Origin of the sequence: Photobacterium obscurum (assembly GCF_026191635.1) — a bacterium.
GTDB lineage: Bacteria > Pseudomonadota > Gammaproteobacteria > Enterobacterales > Vibrionaceae > Photobacterium > Photobacterium obscurum.
This window is the reverse complement of sequence record NZ_JAKRRW010000002.1, coordinates 1-19904: the sequence shown is the minus strand read 5'-3', so window position 1 is coordinate 19904 and position 19904 is coordinate 1. Positions and strand designations below refer to the sequence as shown.

Genomic DNA, 19904 nt, shown 5'->3' with positions numbered 1-19904 from the left:
CGAAAAAGGCTTACCTCTCGTAAGCCTTTTAACTGCAGTGAAGATTAACGACATCACACCAAGTTACGCTTAATGCGCAAATTCCAGTTCTGTGAATACACCCGTTTTTCGCCTTCGTAGGCGTCGAGCTCAGCATCCAGGTAGAAATAGGATTCATCGCAGTGCAGTAAGGTACGGGTAACACTTTCTACCGACCAATCACCTCGTTTAAAACCCCAGCGCCAAAGGGTTTTACCTTTCGGCGAAGTAAAGTCATCACACTGATAGGAATACCACTCCCTACTCTGACGCTTTACAACCATATTGATATCTTCAAGCCGGTAGACACCTGCATCGTTAATAACCTCCAGGGTAGATAAGTCCTTGTCCAACTCGCGGATCACTCGCCAGTTATGATGCCCTTCTTGAAGTTGCTGCTTGGCACTGCTGGCAGAGGCCTCCACAGGTGGAAAGGAAATTGACTCTGTACGCGGTGCTCTGATAGGCAAGATCAACTGGCTACTTCCTGTGAAAATATTAAGCTTCGCTGACTCGCAAGAAGGCCAGGCTAACGGAAAGTACGAGGAAGAAATTGCGATCCTGATCCTGTGCCCTTTAGGAAAGCTTTGCGCGACATCGTTGAGTTGTACCCGCACACGATAGCGCTTACCGGGCTCCAACGGTGTCGGCTTTTCATGGCTATCCCTATGGGTGAGGTTAAGCAGGCCATAGGTAACCCGTGTGCTCTTGTTATCTGGGTGTACATCAGATAGGCGAACGGCCACCATCGCTACCGGTTTATCTGCCGACAGCTCCAGCTCGACCACCGGAGCTCCGAGGATCTCAATAGAACTATCAATTGGTTCAGTTGTAAAGACTAAAGCGCCACCTTCTTCTTCACGCTGATCGTGAGGAAGATCCGGTGTTGCACTATATGAACACCACTTTCCTGCAAACAAGCCATTGCTCAACGGCGATTGCAGGCACAACTGCTGTTCTTCAACTTCTGCCTTCACATCAGCCAAGCAATACTTATCGAGCTTGAAAACCTGTGTTCCAATATTTTCTGATGGCCAAGAAGGCTCACTGACCCAGCGCCCATAGCGCTGATGGTAAAAGGTCGACGGCGGCATACTGTCGAGCATCCATGTCCGTAGCATGGGCTCCTGCATAATGTCGGTCTCAATCCCCTTCAGCCATTTATCCCACCAGCGCAGGCATTCCTGCAAAAAGCCAATCGCCGGCCCCGGGATGCCAATATGGGGATATTTGTGGCTCCAAGGGCCAATCAAACCGAGTCGCGGTCCTGTTAGATTACTGAGCAGGCGAAAAACGGCATTACTATAGCCGTCAGCCCAACCACTTACCGCCATAACCGGGGTTTGTACCTTGGAAAAATCTTCGCAAATTGACCCATGCTGCCAATACGCGTCACGATGTTGATGCCTGAGCCAGGTGTCTAGCCACAAACCGCTTCCCTGAAGACGCTCAAACCACATTTCACGCCACTTATCGCCGACGATTTCCGGATCCGGCGGCAGGGAGTTATACGCGAACATGGTCGAAGCCCAAGAAAGATTATCTCCCAGCAGGCAACCGCCCATATAGTGCACATCATCGGCGTAGCGGTCATCGGTAGAACAGACACTCACTATCGCTTTAAGCTGTGGCGGCTGCATAGCGGCAATCTGCAGCCCGTTGAAACCTCCCCATGAGATCCCAATGATGCCGACATTGCCATCACACCATGGTTGCTGGGCCAACCACTCGATGATGCTGACACCATCATCAAGCTCTTGCTGTAAATACTCGTCAGTAAGCACTCCTTCGGAGTCACCACTACCACGAATATCGACCCGTATACAGGCATAGCCGTGTCCGGCAAAATAAGGATGCATAGTTTCATCACGCAACCGCACCCCATCACGTTTTCGGTAAGGAATATATTCGAGGATTGCCGGTACCGGCTCGGTCTCTGCACAGTCTGGCATCCATAGACGGGCTGCCAAACGGGTACCATCAGGCATGGGGATCCAAACATGCTCAACATGGCGGATTTTATTTGGGAAACGTTCGACAACGGCCATTTTTCCCCCTTGCTGTTTAAGTTATGTAAGTGGTTCAAGCTCCAACTGCATCGCCTTCTGAACATCCTGGTATTTTTCCAGCAATTCTTGCTGAGTATCGCCAGCGATAAAAACCACTGCAATCTCATAGCTGTAGCTATCCTGATAGCTAAGATCTGACAGACGCATCCCCTGCCGTATATGCAGTTGGATTTCAGTACCTGCGATACGATGGCTGATAGCCCGTATCTCTTCTTCCGTCGGTACCCTGATAACCATAGCATCTGAATATACCCGCCACATAAACTTGGCTGCGTAACGGAATGCCCCCTGACGATAAGGGTGCGAGGGCGGTTTACCCAGCGCTAAATCCAGCATGACCTGATGATGGGACATCCCATCGACATCTTGAAACAAAGGACAGTGCGACTTAGATATCCGGGTATTGATCTCAAGCAACCAAATGCTGTCATTCTCCTCATCCCAATAAAACTCGATATTGAACGGCCCATTATCAAAACCAATATGGTCGAGGAAACGCTTGGTAACGGCGTTCATCTTCTTTTGAATCTGTAACGGTATCAATGAGGGATATTGATAACGTGAAAAGCTGGAACTATGCTCACCTTCTCGAATTGAATCGACAGCCCCATAAATACATACCTCACCATGATAAACATAGCCCTCCAGCGTACACTGCTGCCCGCGGGAGATGATCCCTTCGGCGATACAGTGATACCCGTCCACATTGGCGATCACATCCGGTAGCTCTGCAAATTGCAGTAAGTAGTTGAACGGCTTGGCAAAACGGTATATTTTTTTTCGTATCTCCTCAATAGCAAAATCCAGTTCATCGTTATTACGCACCATAAACCCAAGGTGTGACGAAGCTGCCTTCACTGGTTTGATCCAAAACGGATAATCGAGAGTGATCTGCTGACGAGGATTATCTCTGAAAGGATCGACAACACAGAAGTCAGGGATATACTCAGGGATCACGCAACGTTGCTCTAACCGACTCCAGTATTTATGCTCACACTTAAGTACCGCCTCAAAGCTGGGTGAAGAAAGCCCAAAAGGATGACGTAATAGTGGAAGCATAGTACTTACCGGAAAATCCCAATAGCCAACAATTGCATCAACCGAACCCGGATAGCTTTCCAACTTCTCGAGTCCAGTTTCATACAACATTTTGACTGGAAACCCGTCAGCCCCCTTTACTTCGCTGTAATGGAAAAGCACATGAAAACAATACTCTTGTCCCCTCTCCATCGTTCGCATCAGTGAAAGGTTGAATTCATCTGCACCAAAGACAAAAATATTCTTCACCGCCCGCCCCCACTCAGTGTCGTTCACCCCTTCAGCGGTGTGAACACCATAATCAACAGCTGATTAACGGTCTGTAATGACCGAATTGATGCTAAAAACCATAGTTGATAGCTATTTTTCTGTCGATTAAAAGCAAGAATCCATCACCAATTGAGCCTTTCGGCGATCTCGTTCATCATTTTGGAAACACCCAGTCGCCCTCGCATCCTATAGACTAAATTTAATGGCTAATGAAGCGGAGCAGGAAGACTAATGCCTGAATCTCAACCTCCGGAAAAATACCCTGTCCCGAAAAATTGGATCATCAATGCTGTGATCATTATTGCATTGATAATGCTTTATTTTTCTCTGACACAAAGGTCGGCAACAGGATCTGCCTATGTCATACCCTACAGTGAATTCAAGCAACTGCTGAATGAAGGCAAGCTGATGTCACTCACTCTAAGAGGCAATAAAGCGGAAGGTACATTACTGCAAGAAACAAACATCGGCCCACAAAAAGAGCTAAGCCGCTATTTCAAAACCCACATTCCCGATATTGGCGATGAAAGCCTATTACCCTCTCTAGAAGCACAGCATGTTGAATTAAAAGTATTTCCGCCTGAAGACACGGCGGGCATGAGGTTAATACTGCTTGGTCTGTTGCCATGGATATTAATTATTGCTTTCTGGTTCTGGGCTCTTAATAGGGTACAGCGCAATGTTACTGGCGGGCTGGGCGGCAAAGGCGAGCTGAGCAAGTTTCTGCAGGGCTCAACCAAGACGGCTGAAATTCCCGATATCACTTTTGATGATGTCGCGGGTCAGGATACAGCCAAACGTGAGGTCACCGAATTAGTCGAATTCCTCAAACACCCCTCTCATTTTCGTCAACTCGGTGCCGAAGTGCCTCGCGGTGTACTGCTGATGGGGCCACCAGGAACAGGCAAAACACTAATGGCCAAGGCTTTGGCCGGAGAAGCTGGAGTCAGGTTCTACTCCATTTCAGGCTCAGAATTCATCGAGGTTTTCGTAGGTGTCGGAGCATCACGTGTTCGTCACCTATTTGAGGAAGCCAAAAAAAACTCACCGGCAATTATCTTTATTGACGAACTAGATAGCGTTGGTCGTACACGGGGAACAGGACTTGGTAGCGGCCATGATGAACGCGAACAAACCCTTAACCAGATCCTCGCAGAGTTGGATGGGTTTAGCGGCCATGAAGCCATCATAGTGCTGGGTGCAACCAATCGCCCGGATGTACTGGATCCGGCTATTTTACGACCAGGGCGCTTCGATCGACATGTAGTACTGGAATTACCAGACCGAAAAGATCGTATTGCCATTCTTAAAGTTCATACTCGTAAAGTTCCTTTGGGTGACGATATAGTTTTTGAGCAAGTTGCATCCGGTACCCCGGGTTTTTCAGGCGCCGATATCAAGAACCTGGTAAATGAAGCGGCTATGCTGGCTGCTCGTGATAAAGCAACTAAAGTTGGCATGACTCATTTTGATGAAGCACGAGACAAGCTCATGCTAGGCACGGTGCGCACCCTGGCTATCCAACCCGATGAGCGACATCGCCTGGCCGTCCATGAATCCGGTCACGCACTGGTTGCCCACTTTCTTCCCCATGCGGACCCTATATATAAGGTAAGTATCATTCCTCGAGGCAGGGCTTTAGGTGTAACTCATCAATTACCCGAACACGAGCGGTACACGCTACCTGAAGATTATTTGAGAGAACGGTTAGTCGTGATGCTGGGAGGGCGAAGTGCTGAACAGGTACTTTTAGACAGCGTCAGTTCCGGAGCCGATGATGACATTGCACAAGCGACTGCACTGGCCCGTGCTATGGTCTCCCGCTGGGGTATGTCGAAGGAAATTGGTCCTGTAGATCTCCGCGATAGTGAAGAACACCCGTTTCTAGGCCGGGAAATAGCTCAGCCACGTCACTTTTCCGAAAACTCAGCACAATTGGTGGATAAGGCGGTAAAAGAGTTCCTTGGCAAAGCTGAAACAAGAGCAATGGATTTAATAATAAGCCACAGGAAAGAGCTGGATAATTTAATTAATGAACTGGAGGAACATGAAACCCTGAATGAAGAACAAATTGAGGCGTGTCTGGGAAAGAAAAGGCTCCCCTAAAAATGAAACGTTCAAAGTACTATATTCCATAGTTCTTTTATCAATAACTTCAGAACCTCTCCCCTACTTCATAGCAAAAAAAGTCAATATCACTCTTTTCCTGCACGTTTACCAAACCCTGTCTATAGTTATTCAATGTGCTGATATATTGAAAGATATCCTTATACATTTAGAGGTTAATTTTTTATTTCAGCCATAACTGAAAACAAAATAATTCAAGCCGATTTATTCTTGGAGAAAGTATATGGATCGTAGAGACTTTATTCGCTTTAGCATTGTTGGCGGCGTGACTGGGATAGTTGCCCCAAAACTGGCGCTTGCTGGTGTTCCGGATTCACCGTTTGCAGGCTCGGTTTTTTACACAAAGGATGCGCCTGGTCGCTGGAGCAAAAAAGTCGGTGGTCACCTACCAAATCTAGAGATCGACAAATCCGCCGGCCTCATTCAGGTGGTGACCGGACACGAAATGCGAGGGTTTGATCATTACATCGTCAAACATGTACTGCTCGACAGGAATTATCAGCTCATTGATGAAAAGATGTTTAATCCAATGACAGATAAAACACCAATCTCTACCTTCAAACTCAATGGTTATAGCGGGCCACTGTATGCACTAAGCGTTTGCAATAAACATGATACATGGCTGAACCTTGTTGAGGTTTAATACCAATTCCACTAATTATCTAACCATTCGGATAATGAGTGAAATTGGTATAATAGCCTTTGGTGAAACGTCAGGCACGAAAAAACCAGCACTAGGCTGGTTTAATTGAGATGCTGTTAACTAAATGAGTTAAACACCATCGCTGATACTGATGAAACCAATATCGAATATGGAGGCGCGTCCCGGAGTCGAACCGAGGTCCACGGATTTGCAATCCGCTGCATAGCCACTCTGCCAACGCGCCAAATTTTTATTCTCAAAGCCAAGTTGAGATGGTGCCCCGGGCCGGACTTGAACCGGCACAACGCGAACGTCGAGGGATTTTAAATCCCTTGTGTCTACCAATTCCACCACCAGGGCACGCAATGCTTGATTGCGATGCTGTAACCGATTTAATCAGACACCATCTTCGATACCGCTATCTAAGCCATATCGCAATTTGTATGGAGGCGCGTCCCGGAGTCGAACCGAGGTCCACGGATTTGCAATCCGCTGCATAGCCACTCTGCCAACGCGCCAATTTTTATAACCGTTTGGGCTTTACCCTGTTCGGTATGGCGGCCATTTTACAGACTCTACGCAGGCTGTCACGAAAAAAATCAACAAAATGAACCTGTTCGGTTCAAAATCCATCAAAACAGTTAAAACACCATCCAACTGATCGTTTTGAATTCAGCTCTCTTTACATTTGTTCAAACAGACAAATAACCAACACTGTAACTGCCATAATGCATGCTACTGAGATCCGGTTCTGTAAATTTCCCCCCTACAACTAAAAAAGCGACCTAAGGTCGCTTTTTATCATTAAATCTCGCTGGCTTTCAGATCATAAATCTTCAGAGTTTAGCAGGTCATCTTTTGCAGCTTTCAGGTAGATATACATTGACCAGTAAGTCAGTACCATAGCTACGTAAAGTGCAATATAGCCAATCCATACCAGCCACTCTGTTGGATGCCATAACAGCACCAGCAGCGCAAACATTTGTGAGCCCGTTTTCACTTTACCAACCCATGAAACAGCAACACTTGAGCGTTTACCCAATTCCGCCATCCACTCACGCAACGCAGAAATAATGATTTCACGGCCAATCATAGTTACGGCAGGAATGGTTACCCATACAGAGTGATAGTGTTCAACAACCAGCACCATTGCAGCTGCCACCATGACTTTGTCAGCTACCGGATCAATGAATGCACCAAAACGTGTGGTTTGGTTCAGTTTTCGGGCTAGATAGCCATCAAACCAATCGGTAACACCGGCGATAAAAAAGATAAGAGCAGTAGCAAACGGAGACCAGCTATATGGCAGATAAAACGTGATCACAAAAAATGGGATAAGCAATAGCCGGATGAAGCTTAGAATGTTCGGAATCGTTAAACGCATAGTTCTTAGTTCTTATGATTGTCTTCATTAGAGTGCCGCAAAGCTAACTGTGTTGCAATGCGTCATATATTTTTTCTGCCAAGGACTTACTGATACCAGGTACTTTGGCAATTTCTTCTCTGCTTGCTCTTTTTAGTTCTTGTAATCCACCCATATACTTCAATAATGCCTGACGACGTTTCGGGCCAATGCCTTCTACATCTTCCAATGCACTGCGTTTTCTGACTTTGGCGCGCTGAGCACGATGGCCGCTAATCGCATGATTGTGACTTTCATCACGAATATGCTGAATCAAATGCAAAGCAGGTGAATCCGATGGCATCGAGAACTCTTCCCCAGTAACCAGAAGTAGAGTTTCCAGTCCGGGTTTTCTGGTTGTTCCTTTTGCTACCCCCACCAACATCGAGCGCTTCGGCCATTCTTGCATCAATGGATTAACTACATCATACGCTCTTGAGAGCTGACCTCTACCCCCATCGATAAAAATTATGTCGGGAATCTTATCTGGATCTAATTGTTTTCCATACCTTCGTTCCAAAACTTGTGCCATTGCAGCATAATCATCACCACCCGTAATACCTGTAATGTTATATCGACGATATTCTTGCTTCAGTGGCCCTTCTTGGTTGAATACCACACAAGAAGCCACTGTTTTTTCGCCCATGGTATGACTGATATCGAAACATTCCATCCGTTCTAGCGTAGTTACCGCCAGTGCCTCACGCAGTGCCGTAAAGCGTTGCTGGATAGTCATTTTATGATTCAGCTTACTAGTAAGCGCCGTGCTGGCGTTCGTTTGCGCTAACTTCTGGTAGCGAGCGCGATTGCCACGCGATTGTGTTTTCAACTCAATCTTGCGGCCTGCAAGTTCTGACAAGGTACTCGCGAGCAGTGATTTCTCCTCCCCCAATTCGGCACCGAGCAGAATAACCGACGGAATCACGCGTCCTTCGGCCTGGTTGAGATAAAACTGGCTGACAAAACTGGATAAGACTTCTGTTTGGTCCGCATCATTGGGCATCTTAGGAAAATAGCTTCGACTACCTAGGATCTTGCCCTGGCGGATATAGAGGGCATGGATACAGGCCATTCCGCGTTCGTGAGCGATACCAATAACATCCATATCATCATCACTGTCGTGGCTGACAAACTGCTGTTCCTGAACTCGGCGCAGCGCCTGAATTTGGTCACGATATGTCGCCGCTTTCTCAAAAGCCAGTTGTTGACTCGCCTGTTCCATCTTTTCAACGAGGGAGGCAATTACCTGGCGGTCTTTGCCCTGAAGAAACAGGCGAACGAAGTTAACCTGCTCTTGGTAGTCTTCCTCGCTAACCAGTCCCTTAACACACGGGCCAAGACAACGGCCGATTTGGAACATCAGGCAAGGGCGACTTCGGTTGGCATACACCGAATCCTCACACTGGCGAATAGGAAAGATTTTTTGCAGCAGATGAAGACTTTCGCGCACAGCGCCGGAATCAGGGTAAGGGCCGAAGTACTCCCCTTTGCGCTTCTTTGCACCGCGGTGAATACTCAAACGGGGATGGGCGCTACCACTAAGAAAAATGTACGGATAAGACTTATCATCGCGCAGTAACACATTGTATTTAGGCAAATACAATTTGATGTAGTTATGCTCGAGGATCAGCGCTTCTGTCTCAGTGTGGGTCACTGTAACGTCAACCTTTCGGATATTCTTGACCAAGGCACGGGTTTTCTCCCCGGCAACGTTGGTACGAAAATAACTCGACAGGCGTTTCTTTAGATCTTTCGCTTTACCGACGTAAATAACCTCACCAGCCTCATCATACATTCGGTATACGCCAGGCTGGTGAGTAACGGTTTTCAGAAAGCTCTTTGAATCAAAGCTTGTTTCGTCAAAGGCTTCGGACACTACAAGGTCTCTGTGTCTAGCATTCCATGACGAATAGCAAGGTGGGTTAGCTCTACGTCACCATTGATGTCCAATTTATTGAACAAACGATATCGATAGCTGTTTACCGTCTTAGGGCTTAAGTTCAACTGCTCCGAAATCTCGGTCACTTTCTGCCCTTTGGTGATCATCATCATGATCTGTAATTCACGCTCAGAAAGGTCTTTAAATGGATTCTCAGAGTCTGGCGCAAACTGGCTCAAGGCCATTTGCTGCGCAATTTCAGGGGAAATATAGCGTTGGCCGCTATTGACCATACGGATCGCATTCACCATTTCATCTGGGCCAGCCCCTTTGGTCAGGTAACCGGCAGCCCCCGCTTGCATAACTTTAGTCGGGAACGGGTTTTCGGTATGAATAGTTAAAACGATAATTTTTACATCGGGATTAAAACGTAGAATCTTACGGGTAGCTTCAAGGCCACCGATTCCAGGCATATTCATATCCATAAGAATGATATCCGCATGTTCACTGCGGCACCATTTTACGGCTTCCTCACCACTGTCGGCTTCCCCTACCACTTTAATACCACGGACATCTTCAAGAAGACGTCGGATCCCTGTGCGAACCAGTTCGTGATCATCTACAAGGAATACATTAATCAAGCTGTATCTCCAATATGATTTGGCTCTGCACCCAGCCGGAATTGGCAGGATAGCTATTACTGATATTACCCAATTTTACCCTAACTTGATATCTGAACTCATACTCTTTCTGTGTATCAGCGCAAATTTTCACATCAAGTTATATCTTGACAAAATGGGTCCTAAGGTAGTTTTTTACATGCTTCGAAATAAAACAACCTGAGCAGCAGTATTTACCATATATACAAAAAAATAAAGTAGAAAATTCAAGATATCCAGATGGTTAGATCTCATACAGAAAAATCGACTTAAACTAACAATCTTGTCATTAGCCTTGGCAACAATTTATCACTTCTAACCGTCGCTCTTTGTGGAATAACTTCCCCTTGAGAGTCATAATGTCATACAAAACACAACTTATTACAAATAATCAACTAGTTATAAATAAGTAATATCAAGTTATCCTTTAGCTGCCCAACCCTAGAATGACCAATTATTAATACAATATTAGCTTAAAATGCCTAATAAATAAGCAGGCACATTCTACTTTTTACCATCAATTAGCAGAAACATGTGTCAAAAATACGGTAATTTTGTCACATAATCTGTACAAAGCAGGCTGTCTCGTTCGACAGACAATTCAACACGCGAACATAATCTGATTAATTCTATGCTTAAACCACTGCAAATTGCTTTAAATCCAATATTTTGGAGTAGCTTTTAGCTCCTGAACTTGGTTCAAACACCGACAAACCGTACAATAGTTAGACGTCTAGATGTAAAGCGTTCCTTTCGAGCTTACCTTGATGTATGATTGCGGCCGCTTATGTCTACCGACATAACTGCTCTTGCTCAAAAAGGATATTTGCATACAGGCCACAAACACACTTCAGGTGTGTTTTTTTAATCCTGTGGATCACAGATGCACTGCAGTTATTAACTCAAGGCCGGCATAGCATGCAAATACCCATAAAGAGTAAATTAAAGGTTATGTCATGAATCTTTCCGCCAAGACTGTGGTTCTTATTGCCATCGGCGCTGCCTTATATGGCATAGGTGGACTACCTATGTTTGGTATCCCTGTCTTTGCTAACACAACCCTGAAACCAGCAATGGCGGTGCTTGCCTTGTTCAGCGTACTATTTGGCCCGCTGGTAGGTTTTCTTGTCGGCTTTATCGGCCACTGGGTAACCGACCTCTTCGCTGGCTGGGGTGTTTGGATAACTTGGGTGCTCGGCTCTGGTATCGTTGGCCTATTGATCGGGCTATATCCGAAAATTACCAAAGAGCGCCTGGAAAAAGGCCAACTTTCCAAACTGGATTTTACCCTTTTCGTCATTTTGGCTTTCATCGGCAACGTAGTCGGCTACGGTTGCTCGGCTTTTCTCGACGCCATCCTTTATGCTGAACCGTTTACCAAGGTATTGGCTCAGCTAACAATTATTGCTGCTGGCAACACCCTTCTTATCGCCATTGTAGGCCACTTCATTTTATCCGCCGTTGCCAAGCGGAAACAGCAAAGCTACAACCTGAAAGAGGCTTATTAAAGCATGACAATTGAGTTTTCTAATTTCTCGTTCAAATATTGGGCGTTAGAAAAACCGACCCTTAAGAACATCAATCTAAAGATCGAGAAAGGTGAAAAGGTTGTCATCGTTGGCCCGAGTGGAAGCGGTAAATCAACACTCGGCCAATGTTTGAACGGACTCATCCCATTCGCAGTCAAAGGTGATATCACCGGTAAGTTGTCAATCAATGGGCATGACACCAATAACATGGATCTACATCAGTGCACCAATATGGTGGGCACTGTCCTGCAAGATACCGATGGCCAGTTTGTCGGCCTGAGTATCGGTGAAGACATTGCCTTTGCGCTTGAAAACCAGATGGTTGAACAAGGCAAAATGCACGATATCGTCAAAAAAACGGCTGAGATGGTCGATCTGGAAGAGATGCTTCACCTCTCGCCTTTCGATCTCAGCGGCGGACAAAAGCAGCGGGTATCGCTGGCTGGTGTCATGGTTGATGATGTCGACATCTTACTGTTTGACGAGCCTCTTGCCAGCCTTGACCCGCAAACCGGGAAAGCAACCATCGAAATCATCGACCAGTTGCACCGTGATAGCAGTAAAACCGTGATCATCATTGAGCACCGACTAGAAGATGTACTCCACCGCCATGTAGATCGTGTTATCCTGATGGAGCGTGGCGAAATCGTTGCCAATATGACCCCAGACCAATTATTGGCAAGCCCCTTGCTAAGCCAACATGGAATCCGCGAGCCTCTTTATCTATCAGCACTGAAAGCAGCTGGCTGTGAGGTTAGTGAAGCGGACAAACCAGCCTACATGTCCACCCTGAACCTGGATAGCTACAAACCACAGTTGCTTGAATGGTACCAGCAAGGCGAAACGACAACCAAGCCAGAGGCCGGGCAACCCTTGTTATCGGTAAATAATCTGAGCTACTCCTATGATGATCAGCGTAAAACTCTGGATGATGTCAGCTTTACCATTAACAAAGGTGAGTTTGTTTCAATCTTAGGGAAAAACGGCTCTGGCAAATCGACAATTACCCGTCTGATCATGGGCGTACTGGAACCGGATAACGGCACTATCGAGTTTAACGGCCAAGATCTTGCTGAATGCACGATATTCGAACGGAGCCAGAACATTGGTATCGTGCTGCAAAACCCCAATCACATGATCTCTCACCATATGATTTTTGACGAGGTCGCATCGGGTCTACGTAACCGTGGTGTTGCCGAACCTGATGTCGAAAAGAAGGTGCTCGAGATTCTCGAACTGTGCGGCCTGGGTAAGTACCGCCACTGGCCGATTGAAGCCTTGAGCTACGGCCAGAAAAAACGGGTTACCATTGCCACGATCCTGGTGCTCGAACCAGAACTGTTAATTCTTGATGAACCGACAGCAGGCCAGGATTACCATCACTACACCGCTATGATGGCTTTCATTCGCGAGCTTAACCAGAAACTGGGGATCACCATTCTGATCATCTCGCATGATATGCACTTGGTGCTGGAATATACCGACCGCGCAATCGTGATAGCTGACAGCAAGCTTCTTGCAGACCAGCAGGTCAATGCTATTTTCAGCCAGCCGCAACTTCTCGAGCAAGCCAACTTGACGGTAACCAGCCTGTACACCTTGGCAAAAGAGCTTGGCATTGAACGAATCGACAACTTTATCCGTTGCTTCATCGACCATGAGGCAAATAGAACTGCATGAAAACAAATAAAATAAAATTCGGTATCAGCTATGCCAATACCGGCTCTGCGTTACACGCACTAAACGGTATCACCAAGTTTGTGCTGTTTATGGGCTGGGTGACGATGGTGTTAATCACCTTTGATATCCGCGTGATCTGCGGCCTGATCCTAGTTGGCTTTGGTCTGCTAAATATGACCAAGGTCCCTTTTGCGGCATACAAACCGCTGATGATTGGCACCGCTACGGTATTGCTAATGAACGCCTTGTTTATGTTCCTGATCGCCCCACAACAGGGTGTCGAGTATATGGGCAGCGAAACCGAACTGATGTCACTGCCGGGTAGCTACACCATTACCACAGAAACTCTATTCTACCTGCTGACGGTAACCCTGAAATATTTCAGTATGTTCCCGATTGCACTGGTATTCGTGTTTACGACCCACCCGACTGAGTTTTCAGCGAGCCTTAACAAGCTTGGTGTGCCCTACCGCATCGCCTACGCTGTTAGCCTGACATTACGTTATCTGCCGGAAGTGACCAAAGACTTCATCAATATCATGCACGCCCAGCAGGCGCGTGGGGTAGATATATCCAAGAACGCACCGATACTGACCCGTATAAAAAATGTCGCCAAAATCCTTGGTCCGCTGATATTTTCCAGCCTTGATCGCGCAGATGTGATTTCCAATGCCATGACGCTGCGTGGATTTGGTCGTAACAACAAGCGATCCTGGTACAGCCTAAAGCCAATGGTAAAAGCTGATTTTATGGTGCTGGCACTTATTACCGGGGTACTGGTTCTGGGTTTCGTCAATCGCTACCAGTCCGAACAACTGTTCTGGTATCCATTCTAACGATACACATTGCAACTCCAGCCTCTAAAAGCCGCTTGATGCGGCTTTTTTATTGCTCGTAGCCGCACATAGCTTACTAAATGTAGTCATATCACCTACGCACAGCTATGACAGATGTAATACCCATTCCATTACTTATCTAACCATTCAGAACTTCACTGGGAGAATAGTGATTCTTTTTTGAAATCGCTAGGCATAGAAATGGCTTTAAGTCGCGCTACCACTTGCGAGTTTAAAGTAGGGGGGCTCTGTTGGATACAGAAAAAAAGAAAGCCAGCAATCATCGATTGCTGGCTTCTATCATGCCTATTTGGCTATCTCTTCAGATAACAGCGATTAATCGGTTTTAAACGCCTGATGTTGGAATAGCTGATTAACAATATCACTTGAAGATGCGCCAGTATCTAAACTCAACGCCGAGAGATCGACATTATCCAGCAGAATATTTTGCTGTTGGCCTGAATCCTCGGTTATCGTCAAATTAACGTTACCATCTTCGTTCACCCCCGCTTCGAGGTGGCCAAGCAATGCATTCATATCTAGGTTATCTTCTGCGATATCCGGCAGAATATCAGTCAAATCAAGCTTATCGGTATCTAACTGGAAATCTGTGATCACATCATTCTGCGGCGTATCTCCCAGTGATGATGCGTGCCAGGTGAACACATCACTGCCTTCACCACCAGTCAGAATATCATCACCCAGTCCGCCTATCAGGGTATCGTCACCGCTGCCGCCAACTAGGATATCGTTGCCAGCACCGCCATCAAGGGTATCTTCCCCGCCTTGCCCCAGCAAGATATCATCGTTATCAGTGCCAGTCAGGATATTAGCCTGCTCATCACCGCTCTGTGCATTCTGCTCAACCTCTATCGGCTTATTATCGCCGCCGGTTCCGCCTGTCAGGGTCAAGGTAAATACATTGTCGCTGACACCGCCCTTACCATCCTGAACTTCGAACAAGAACTTAAGATCGGCCTGTTGCCCGTCCGTCAGCGGTGAAGTCTCACTCTGGGTAAAGCTATAACTACCGTTGGCAGCAACCTCTAGGGTTCCGAATACGGTTGTTACATTCAGCTTACCTTCAATGAGCTGAGTATCTGTCACCAACGGTCCGTTGACATCAGCGCCATGCAGATCCGCGCCAAGCAGGGAGAAGTCACTGGCATCAAGAGATACCGTCAGCGCATCACCATCGGCATCAGTACTGCCTGCCAGCAACTCACCGGCCACAGGCTCAGGCGAGAAGTGGTTAAGGTAGTGGGACAGATCAGCACCTGAACCGACATACACCACTTCATCGCTGATCTGGTGCAATGCCTCATCCACCTTCTCATTGCCTTCTGTAGCGATACCGATGCCATACACCTTGGCATCATTCGCTTCGATATATTCCTGCCAGCGCTGATCAAGATCATCAGCCGCGACCGCGCCTTCTTTTGGATTCGGCGAGCCATCGGACATGAAGAAGATGGTATCAACGCTGTCTACTGGTTGCTCGTTTAGGTACAAGTCCCAGTCAAATTCACCGTTCTCATCCAGGCCATCCTGCCACGGATAACCCAAACCTCCTCCCATACCACCATCGGGCTGCATCACGCTTTCCAAAGCTTGTGCATAGTCGGTATTAAGTCCTCGACTATCAATCCAGCACCAGTCGCTGACATATGAATTCACTTCCATCAGGTAATCCGGGTCAGTCAATTCTCGTCCGCCTAGTTCTGGCGGTTTGGTTTGGTCATACAAACTGTTAAGCTCAAACCAGCCCAACTTTTGAGCCTCTCCACCGAACTCAACCAAACGAATATAAGTGTTAGACTCTCCACCCTCCGCGATCATATTGCCAATCATATTATGCAACGCCTCGGCGGCCAGATAAGCCCGCGACTCGTAACGCGGAGCCAACACCTCATCCGGGTTACTATGGTCTCTAATCGTATTGGTGCCATCAAAGGTACGAGTCATGCTGCTGGAGAAATCGAACACCACGGTGATCTTGTTAATTGGCTGTTCCTGAACCTCAGCGTAGCCATGCACAGGTAGACTTTCCGGCGCGTGGTTCTCACTGACATTCACCGTCACATCCGCAACATCAGTATCGGTGCCATCGCTAACCTCAACTTTCAGCTGATACTGTTGCTGCTGATCGTAGTCAAGCTCAACGCCTTCTTTCAGCCAGATCTCACCGGTACTCTGATTAATCTCAAATTTATCAGCATCACCACTAACCAACTCGTAGCTCAGCTTATCATCACTATCTGGGTCAAAAGCCTCGACTTTACCCACCATCACGCCGGATTCTAGCTCCGCAACATCGAAGCTGAAGCTATCATCTGTTTGCATTCCGGACGCATCAGTGCCACGTTCCTGATTGGCATCGTCAGGGCTAATAAATTCAGGAGCGCGATCCAGCACATCAATAACAATCTGGCTATCAACCACGTCACCATCAGCATCGATCAATGTTACATCGAACGTATCTTGCTGGTTGCCAGTAACATTCTTAGCCTGATAATCATACTTCCCTGTCTCAAAGTTCATAACCAAACGGCCAGACTCTGTTTCCACAGTAAGTAATGGCGTATCAGACACTTGCAGCTTGGAACCATCAGCGTTTAATTTCGAAACCGTACCAGAATCCTGATCAAACTGATAAGTATCATCTCCGGCATGAAGTGTTTCTACCCATTGCGCTTCCGCGCCATGTACAGAGCTAATTTCATCCTGAAGCTGACCGGGAACTGAAGAGATAAGGACATCAGCAAATTTTGCATCATCTTCTACGACGATAGCCGAACCTTTATCGGTAGCCAATGACGTTAGATATTCGAGTGATGCGCCGCTGCCAACGCCCAAAGACCAAATGTTATCAAACGGCTGATTATGATCGGTCAGCTCCTTCTCCATCGCGCTTTCCAGCATAAGCTTCTGCTCTGCTTCAGTCGGCGGAAAGCCACGCAACAGGTTATCGTAACGAACCTGCCCGCCCACATCCTCAGGCTCAAGCCCTGCCATCATGGTATCGCGATTATCCTGAAATCTTGTCCAGTCATCATATCTAAAGTCTGTTGGGTTACCGTCGGAGATAAAGTAGAACTGACTATCAGAGCCCGCCATCACCTGCTGACTGTCCGCATCGTCTAGGATCTCACCCAACTGATCCAACGCCTTATAGTAAGGAGTCGGGCCAAAAGGCGAAACACCACTAAAGAAGTCTTCAAGCTCGGCAGTAGAGCTAATCCAGTTCGAGGTTTGACTCTCCGGGCGCCCGGCAAAAGTCGTGATCTTGAACTGCACGTCTCCCAGCTCATCGTATTGCTCGAACATCGTCTTGATTGAGTCTTGGGCCAGTTGCCAGCGGGTTGTCTCCTCACCATTCAGCCCGGTAACCTTATCGCCCATCGAGTCGGACAGATCCAGAGCTATCACAACGGAGTTAGACTGCGGCTGAATATCAGAAATCGTATGGTGCTGAGGCGTAGCTTCTGGCACAGTATCGACAACATCTACGTGCAATACTGCACTGTCAGTCTGGGCTCCCGCTGTCAGGGTAACATTCAGATCAAGTGTTAACTCATCCTGTCCCTGCTGCTGATGATCAAGCGGCGTATGCAGCTCAATATTGTAACTACCGGTACCGCCATCAATAGTTGCCTCTAGCACTTCAACCCGACTGTCGCCTTCCCCAACATAACCTTTCAGGGTATGACCATCGCTACTGACTTCGTAGTGCAATTCCTGGCCACCGCTGGTCAACCCGTTAAAACTCTGATCAGCATCAAACTGGTACTCTGCCGTTTCAGCCGAACCCAGATCAGCGGTCAGCTGACCTTCAACATGCTCGCTACCATCCGCTACCAAGTCAGACTCATGCAATAACGCGTTACCGTCATTTAGCACGATAGTTTCGCCAATCAAGGTTACCGTCACTTTAGCCGTGTCGGTTAAACCATGCTCGTCTTCAATGGTATATTCAAACTCCACATTTCTGACTTCACCGGCTTTCAAATCCTGATCATCTGCCGCCAAGGTCTTCATGTACTCGGCCGCATCAAATACCAACTTACCATCCTGCAGAGTGACGTAACCCTCTTTCGGATAATCAATAATTGTCAGCCGATCATTTTCCGGATCGGTATCATTTCCAAGTACATCAATGGCCAGCGAACCTGTTTCATGGGTCTGGTAAGCTTGATCAAATGTAGTTAGCTTTGCTTCTACTTTAGTAATGAAATAGTCAGAACTATCAGCGCCCTGAACGCCATCACCGTACTCTATCGCTGAAAACTCAATATTATCGAAATACTGATTTCCGGTATCAATACCCAGAACCCGGTGGCCACTGCCACCCGCTTCAGCAGGAGCAAGATCACTGCGATCAAAGACGCCAGTCGCGACCAGGCTACCTTGGTAATACGCCTTCCATACTCCCTGCTCATGCTCCCAGGCCTTCCATAGGTTTCCGATAGAAACATCAACATGATTTGAGAGCTGGTTGTCTTCAAAGCTAAAACTCATCGCTTCACTCTTGCCATCGACATGAGCCAGCTGCTTCGTCCAGTTTTCCGGTGCATTCGACTGGGTGTTATCCAACTCAGAACTAACACCATACTCATGAGAGCCTTCACCAGTAAAGTCAGCCTTAGTGGCATCCGCAACTTTCTCACCGGTGGCAGTATCAATCACATAGTAGTCAACCTTGATATCGTCGCTAGTATCCCAGTTGGATTCATCCAGAGTCTTCGTTTCAACAACAATCCCCTGATCTTGAACCGCATCAGGCGCTTCATTGATATCACTGACAGCCACTTCTACGGTCGCCGTATCTTTCAGCCCGTCGGTGTCACTAACCTCAACTGACAGGGTATAGCTATCGAGGGATTCATGATCCAGCGAAACTCCCTCTTTCAGGCTGATCACCCCGGTCTCGCTGTCAATTTCAAACAAATCGGTGTGGCTAGTCAGGGTATAGGTCGGCTTGTCTTCCGCATCTGGATCGAAGGCTGCAACCTGACCGATCTCAGCACCCGCAGCATTTTCATTAACAGTGAAGCGGTAGCTATCTACATCAGCCTGACCCTCACTATCCAAACCGTGAGTGTTGTTGGTTCCGCTGATAAATTCAGGCGCTTCATTAGTATTTACCAGATCAAGATCCACCGACAGACGGTTACTGCTCGCGCCATGATCATCATAAACATCCAGGCCAATAGACTTCTTGGCATTAACGCCTACTGGCTCATCAGCGGTATTTTCATACTGCAGTGCCTTTAGAGCTGCCTCAAATTCGGCCTTCGGCAAGTTACCTTCGGCTTTTGGTTCCAGATACCATACTCCGGTAACATGGCCGGCAGGATCCGTATAATCATTCTGAACCAGCACAAATTTATCGGCCAGAGAGTCAGGTAAAGTAAAACTGTCATGAAGCGGATCATAGGCATTCTCACCGTTATCGTCATTATCCGCAGTAATGGTAATAATGGCTCTGCTCAGATTCTCGCTGTCGATATCGGTAATAGAAACGTCAGAGAACACACTCTGTTTACCAGAATTTTCCTGGTAACTTTCAGAAATCCACGTATTCGTCATACCAGGGTAATCAATCACCGGCGCATCATTGGTACCCGTAATATTCACTGTGATCTGCTGCTCAGTACCATCAGTCGCCTTGAAGGTGATGGTATCTTCGACCTCTTCACCCTTCGCTAGCTGCTGCACCTTGGACTGGTCCAGGGTGTAGGTCCACTCGCCGTC

Annotated in this window: 11 protein-coding genes and 3 tRNA genes; 5 read left to right on the top strand and 9 right to left on the bottom strand. The window is 47.2% G+C overall.

All coding sequences use genetic code 11. From position 1 onward, the window contains the following. Positions 1–53: 53 nt before the first annotated feature. Both MD588_RS02390 and MD588_RS02385 read right to left on the bottom strand, forming a co-directional pair. Positions 54–2066 carry a CocE/NonD family hydrolase gene (locus MD588_RS02390; RefSeq protein WP_265695196.1) on the bottom strand — a complete coding sequence of 671 codons (2013 nt, stop codon included), beginning with the start codon at positions 2064–2066 and terminating at the stop codon, positions 54–56. A 21-nt stretch (positions 2067–2087) separates the two neighbouring features. Next, entirely contained in the window at positions 2088–3374 is a 1287-nt protein-coding gene (locus tag MD588_RS02385) for an ATP-grasp domain-containing protein (RefSeq protein WP_265695195.1), read from the bottom strand. A gap of 252 nt (positions 3375–3626) precedes the next feature. On the opposite strand from MD588_RS02385, the gene ftsH reads away from it, so the two are divergent. Both ftsH and MD588_RS02375 read left to right on the top strand, forming a co-directional pair. Then, positions 3627–5501 carry an ATP-dependent zinc metalloprotease FtsH gene (ftsH, locus tag MD588_RS02380; RefSeq protein WP_265695194.1) on the top strand — a complete coding sequence of 625 codons (1875 nt, stop codon included), beginning with the start codon at positions 3627–3629 and terminating at the stop codon, positions 5499–5501. A 244-nt stretch (positions 5502–5745) separates the two neighbouring features. Next, positions 5746–6165, top strand: a complete 420-nt coding sequence (locus MD588_RS02375) for a hypothetical protein (protein WP_265695193.1) — start codon at positions 5746–5748, stop codon at positions 6163–6165. 170 nt (positions 6166–6335) lie between these two features. Here the strand turns inward: MD588_RS02375 and MD588_RS02370 are convergent. From MD588_RS02370 to uvrY, 6 genes are all read right to left on the bottom strand, one after another. Further along, positions 6336–6409: transfer RNA gene (locus tag MD588_RS02370), tRNA-Cys, on the bottom strand. A gap of 29 nt (positions 6410–6438) precedes the next feature. After that, positions 6439–6525 (bottom strand) — tRNA-Leu (locus MD588_RS02365). 84 nt (positions 6526–6609) lie between these two features. Then, a tRNA-Cys gene (locus tag MD588_RS02360) sits at positions 6610–6683 on the bottom strand. A 308-nt stretch (positions 6684–6991) separates the two neighbouring features. Beyond that, on the bottom strand, positions 6992–7549 hold the full coding sequence (gene pgsA / locus MD588_RS02355) for a CDP-diacylglycerol--glycerol-3-phosphate 3-phosphatidyltransferase (RefSeq protein WP_265695192.1): 558 nt from the start codon (positions 7547–7549) through the stop codon (positions 6992–6994). A 43-nt stretch (positions 7550–7592) separates the two neighbouring features. Then, positions 7593–9443, bottom strand: coding sequence for an excinuclease ABC subunit UvrC (gene uvrC / locus MD588_RS02350; protein WP_265695191.1), 1851 nt, complete (start codon positions 9441–9443; stop codon positions 7593–7595). Beyond that, positions 9443–10087: a UvrY/SirA/GacA family response regulator transcription factor gene (gene uvrY, locus MD588_RS02345; protein WP_265695189.1), complete on the bottom strand. Its 645-nt coding sequence runs from the start codon at positions 10085–10087 to the stop codon at positions 9443–9445. Before uvrY ends, uvrC begins: the two co-directional genes overlap by 1 nt. A gap of 974 nt (positions 10088–11061) precedes the next feature. Here uvrY and MD588_RS02340 point away from each other — a divergent pair. From MD588_RS02340 to MD588_RS02330, 3 genes are read left to right on the top strand one after another with little or no spacing between them, the layout of a single operon-like run. Next, on the top strand, positions 11062–11613 hold the full coding sequence (locus tag MD588_RS02340; RefSeq protein ID WP_265695188.1) for an ECF-type riboflavin transporter substrate-binding protein: 552 nt from the start codon (positions 11062–11064) through the stop codon (positions 11611–11613). Positions 11614–11616: 3 nt separating this feature from the next. Then, a complete protein-coding gene (locus MD588_RS02335) occupies positions 11617–13314 on the top strand; it encodes an ABC transporter ATP-binding protein (RefSeq protein WP_265695186.1) in 1698 nt (565 codons plus the stop codon). Then, positions 13311–14150, top strand: coding sequence for an energy-coupling factor transporter transmembrane component T family protein (locus MD588_RS02330; protein WP_265695185.1), 840 nt, complete (start codon positions 13311–13313; stop codon positions 14148–14150). The genes MD588_RS02335 and MD588_RS02330 overlap by 4 nt, the downstream gene beginning before the upstream one ends. Before the next feature lie 336 nt (positions 14151–14486). Here MD588_RS02330 and MD588_RS02325 read toward each other — a convergent pair. Continuing rightward, on the bottom strand, positions 14487–19904 hold a 5418-nt coding region (locus MD588_RS02325; RefSeq protein WP_265695184.1), incomplete at its 5' end, for a cadherin domain-containing protein.

Excerpts from the sequence above, each read along its gene's own strand:
- MD588_RS02390 (WP_265695196.1), bottom strand. The coding sequence starts at position 2,066 with ATGGCCGTTGTCGAACGTTTCCCAAATAAAATCCGCCATGTTGAGCAT.
- MD588_RS02375 (WP_265695193.1), top strand. The coding sequence starts at position 5,746 with ATGGATCGTAGAGACTTTATTCGCTTTAGCATTGTTGGCGGCGTGACT.
- ftsH (WP_265695194.1), top strand. The coding sequence starts at position 3,627 with ATGCCTGAATCTCAACCTCCGGAAAAATACCCTGTCCCGAAAAATTGG.
- MD588_RS02335 (WP_265695186.1), top strand. The coding sequence starts at position 11,617 with ATGACAATTGAGTTTTCTAATTTCTCGTTCAAATATTGGGCGTTAGAA.
- pgsA (WP_265695192.1), bottom strand. The coding sequence starts at position 7,549 with ATGCGTTTAACGATTCCGAACATTCTAAGCTTCATCCGGCTATTGCTT.
- MD588_RS02330 (WP_265695185.1), top strand. The coding sequence starts at position 13,311 with ATGAAAACAAATAAAATAAAATTCGGTATCAGCTATGCCAATACCGGC.
- MD588_RS02340 (WP_265695188.1), top strand. The coding sequence starts at position 11,062 with ATGAATCTTTCCGCCAAGACTGTGGTTCTTATTGCCATCGGCGCTGCC.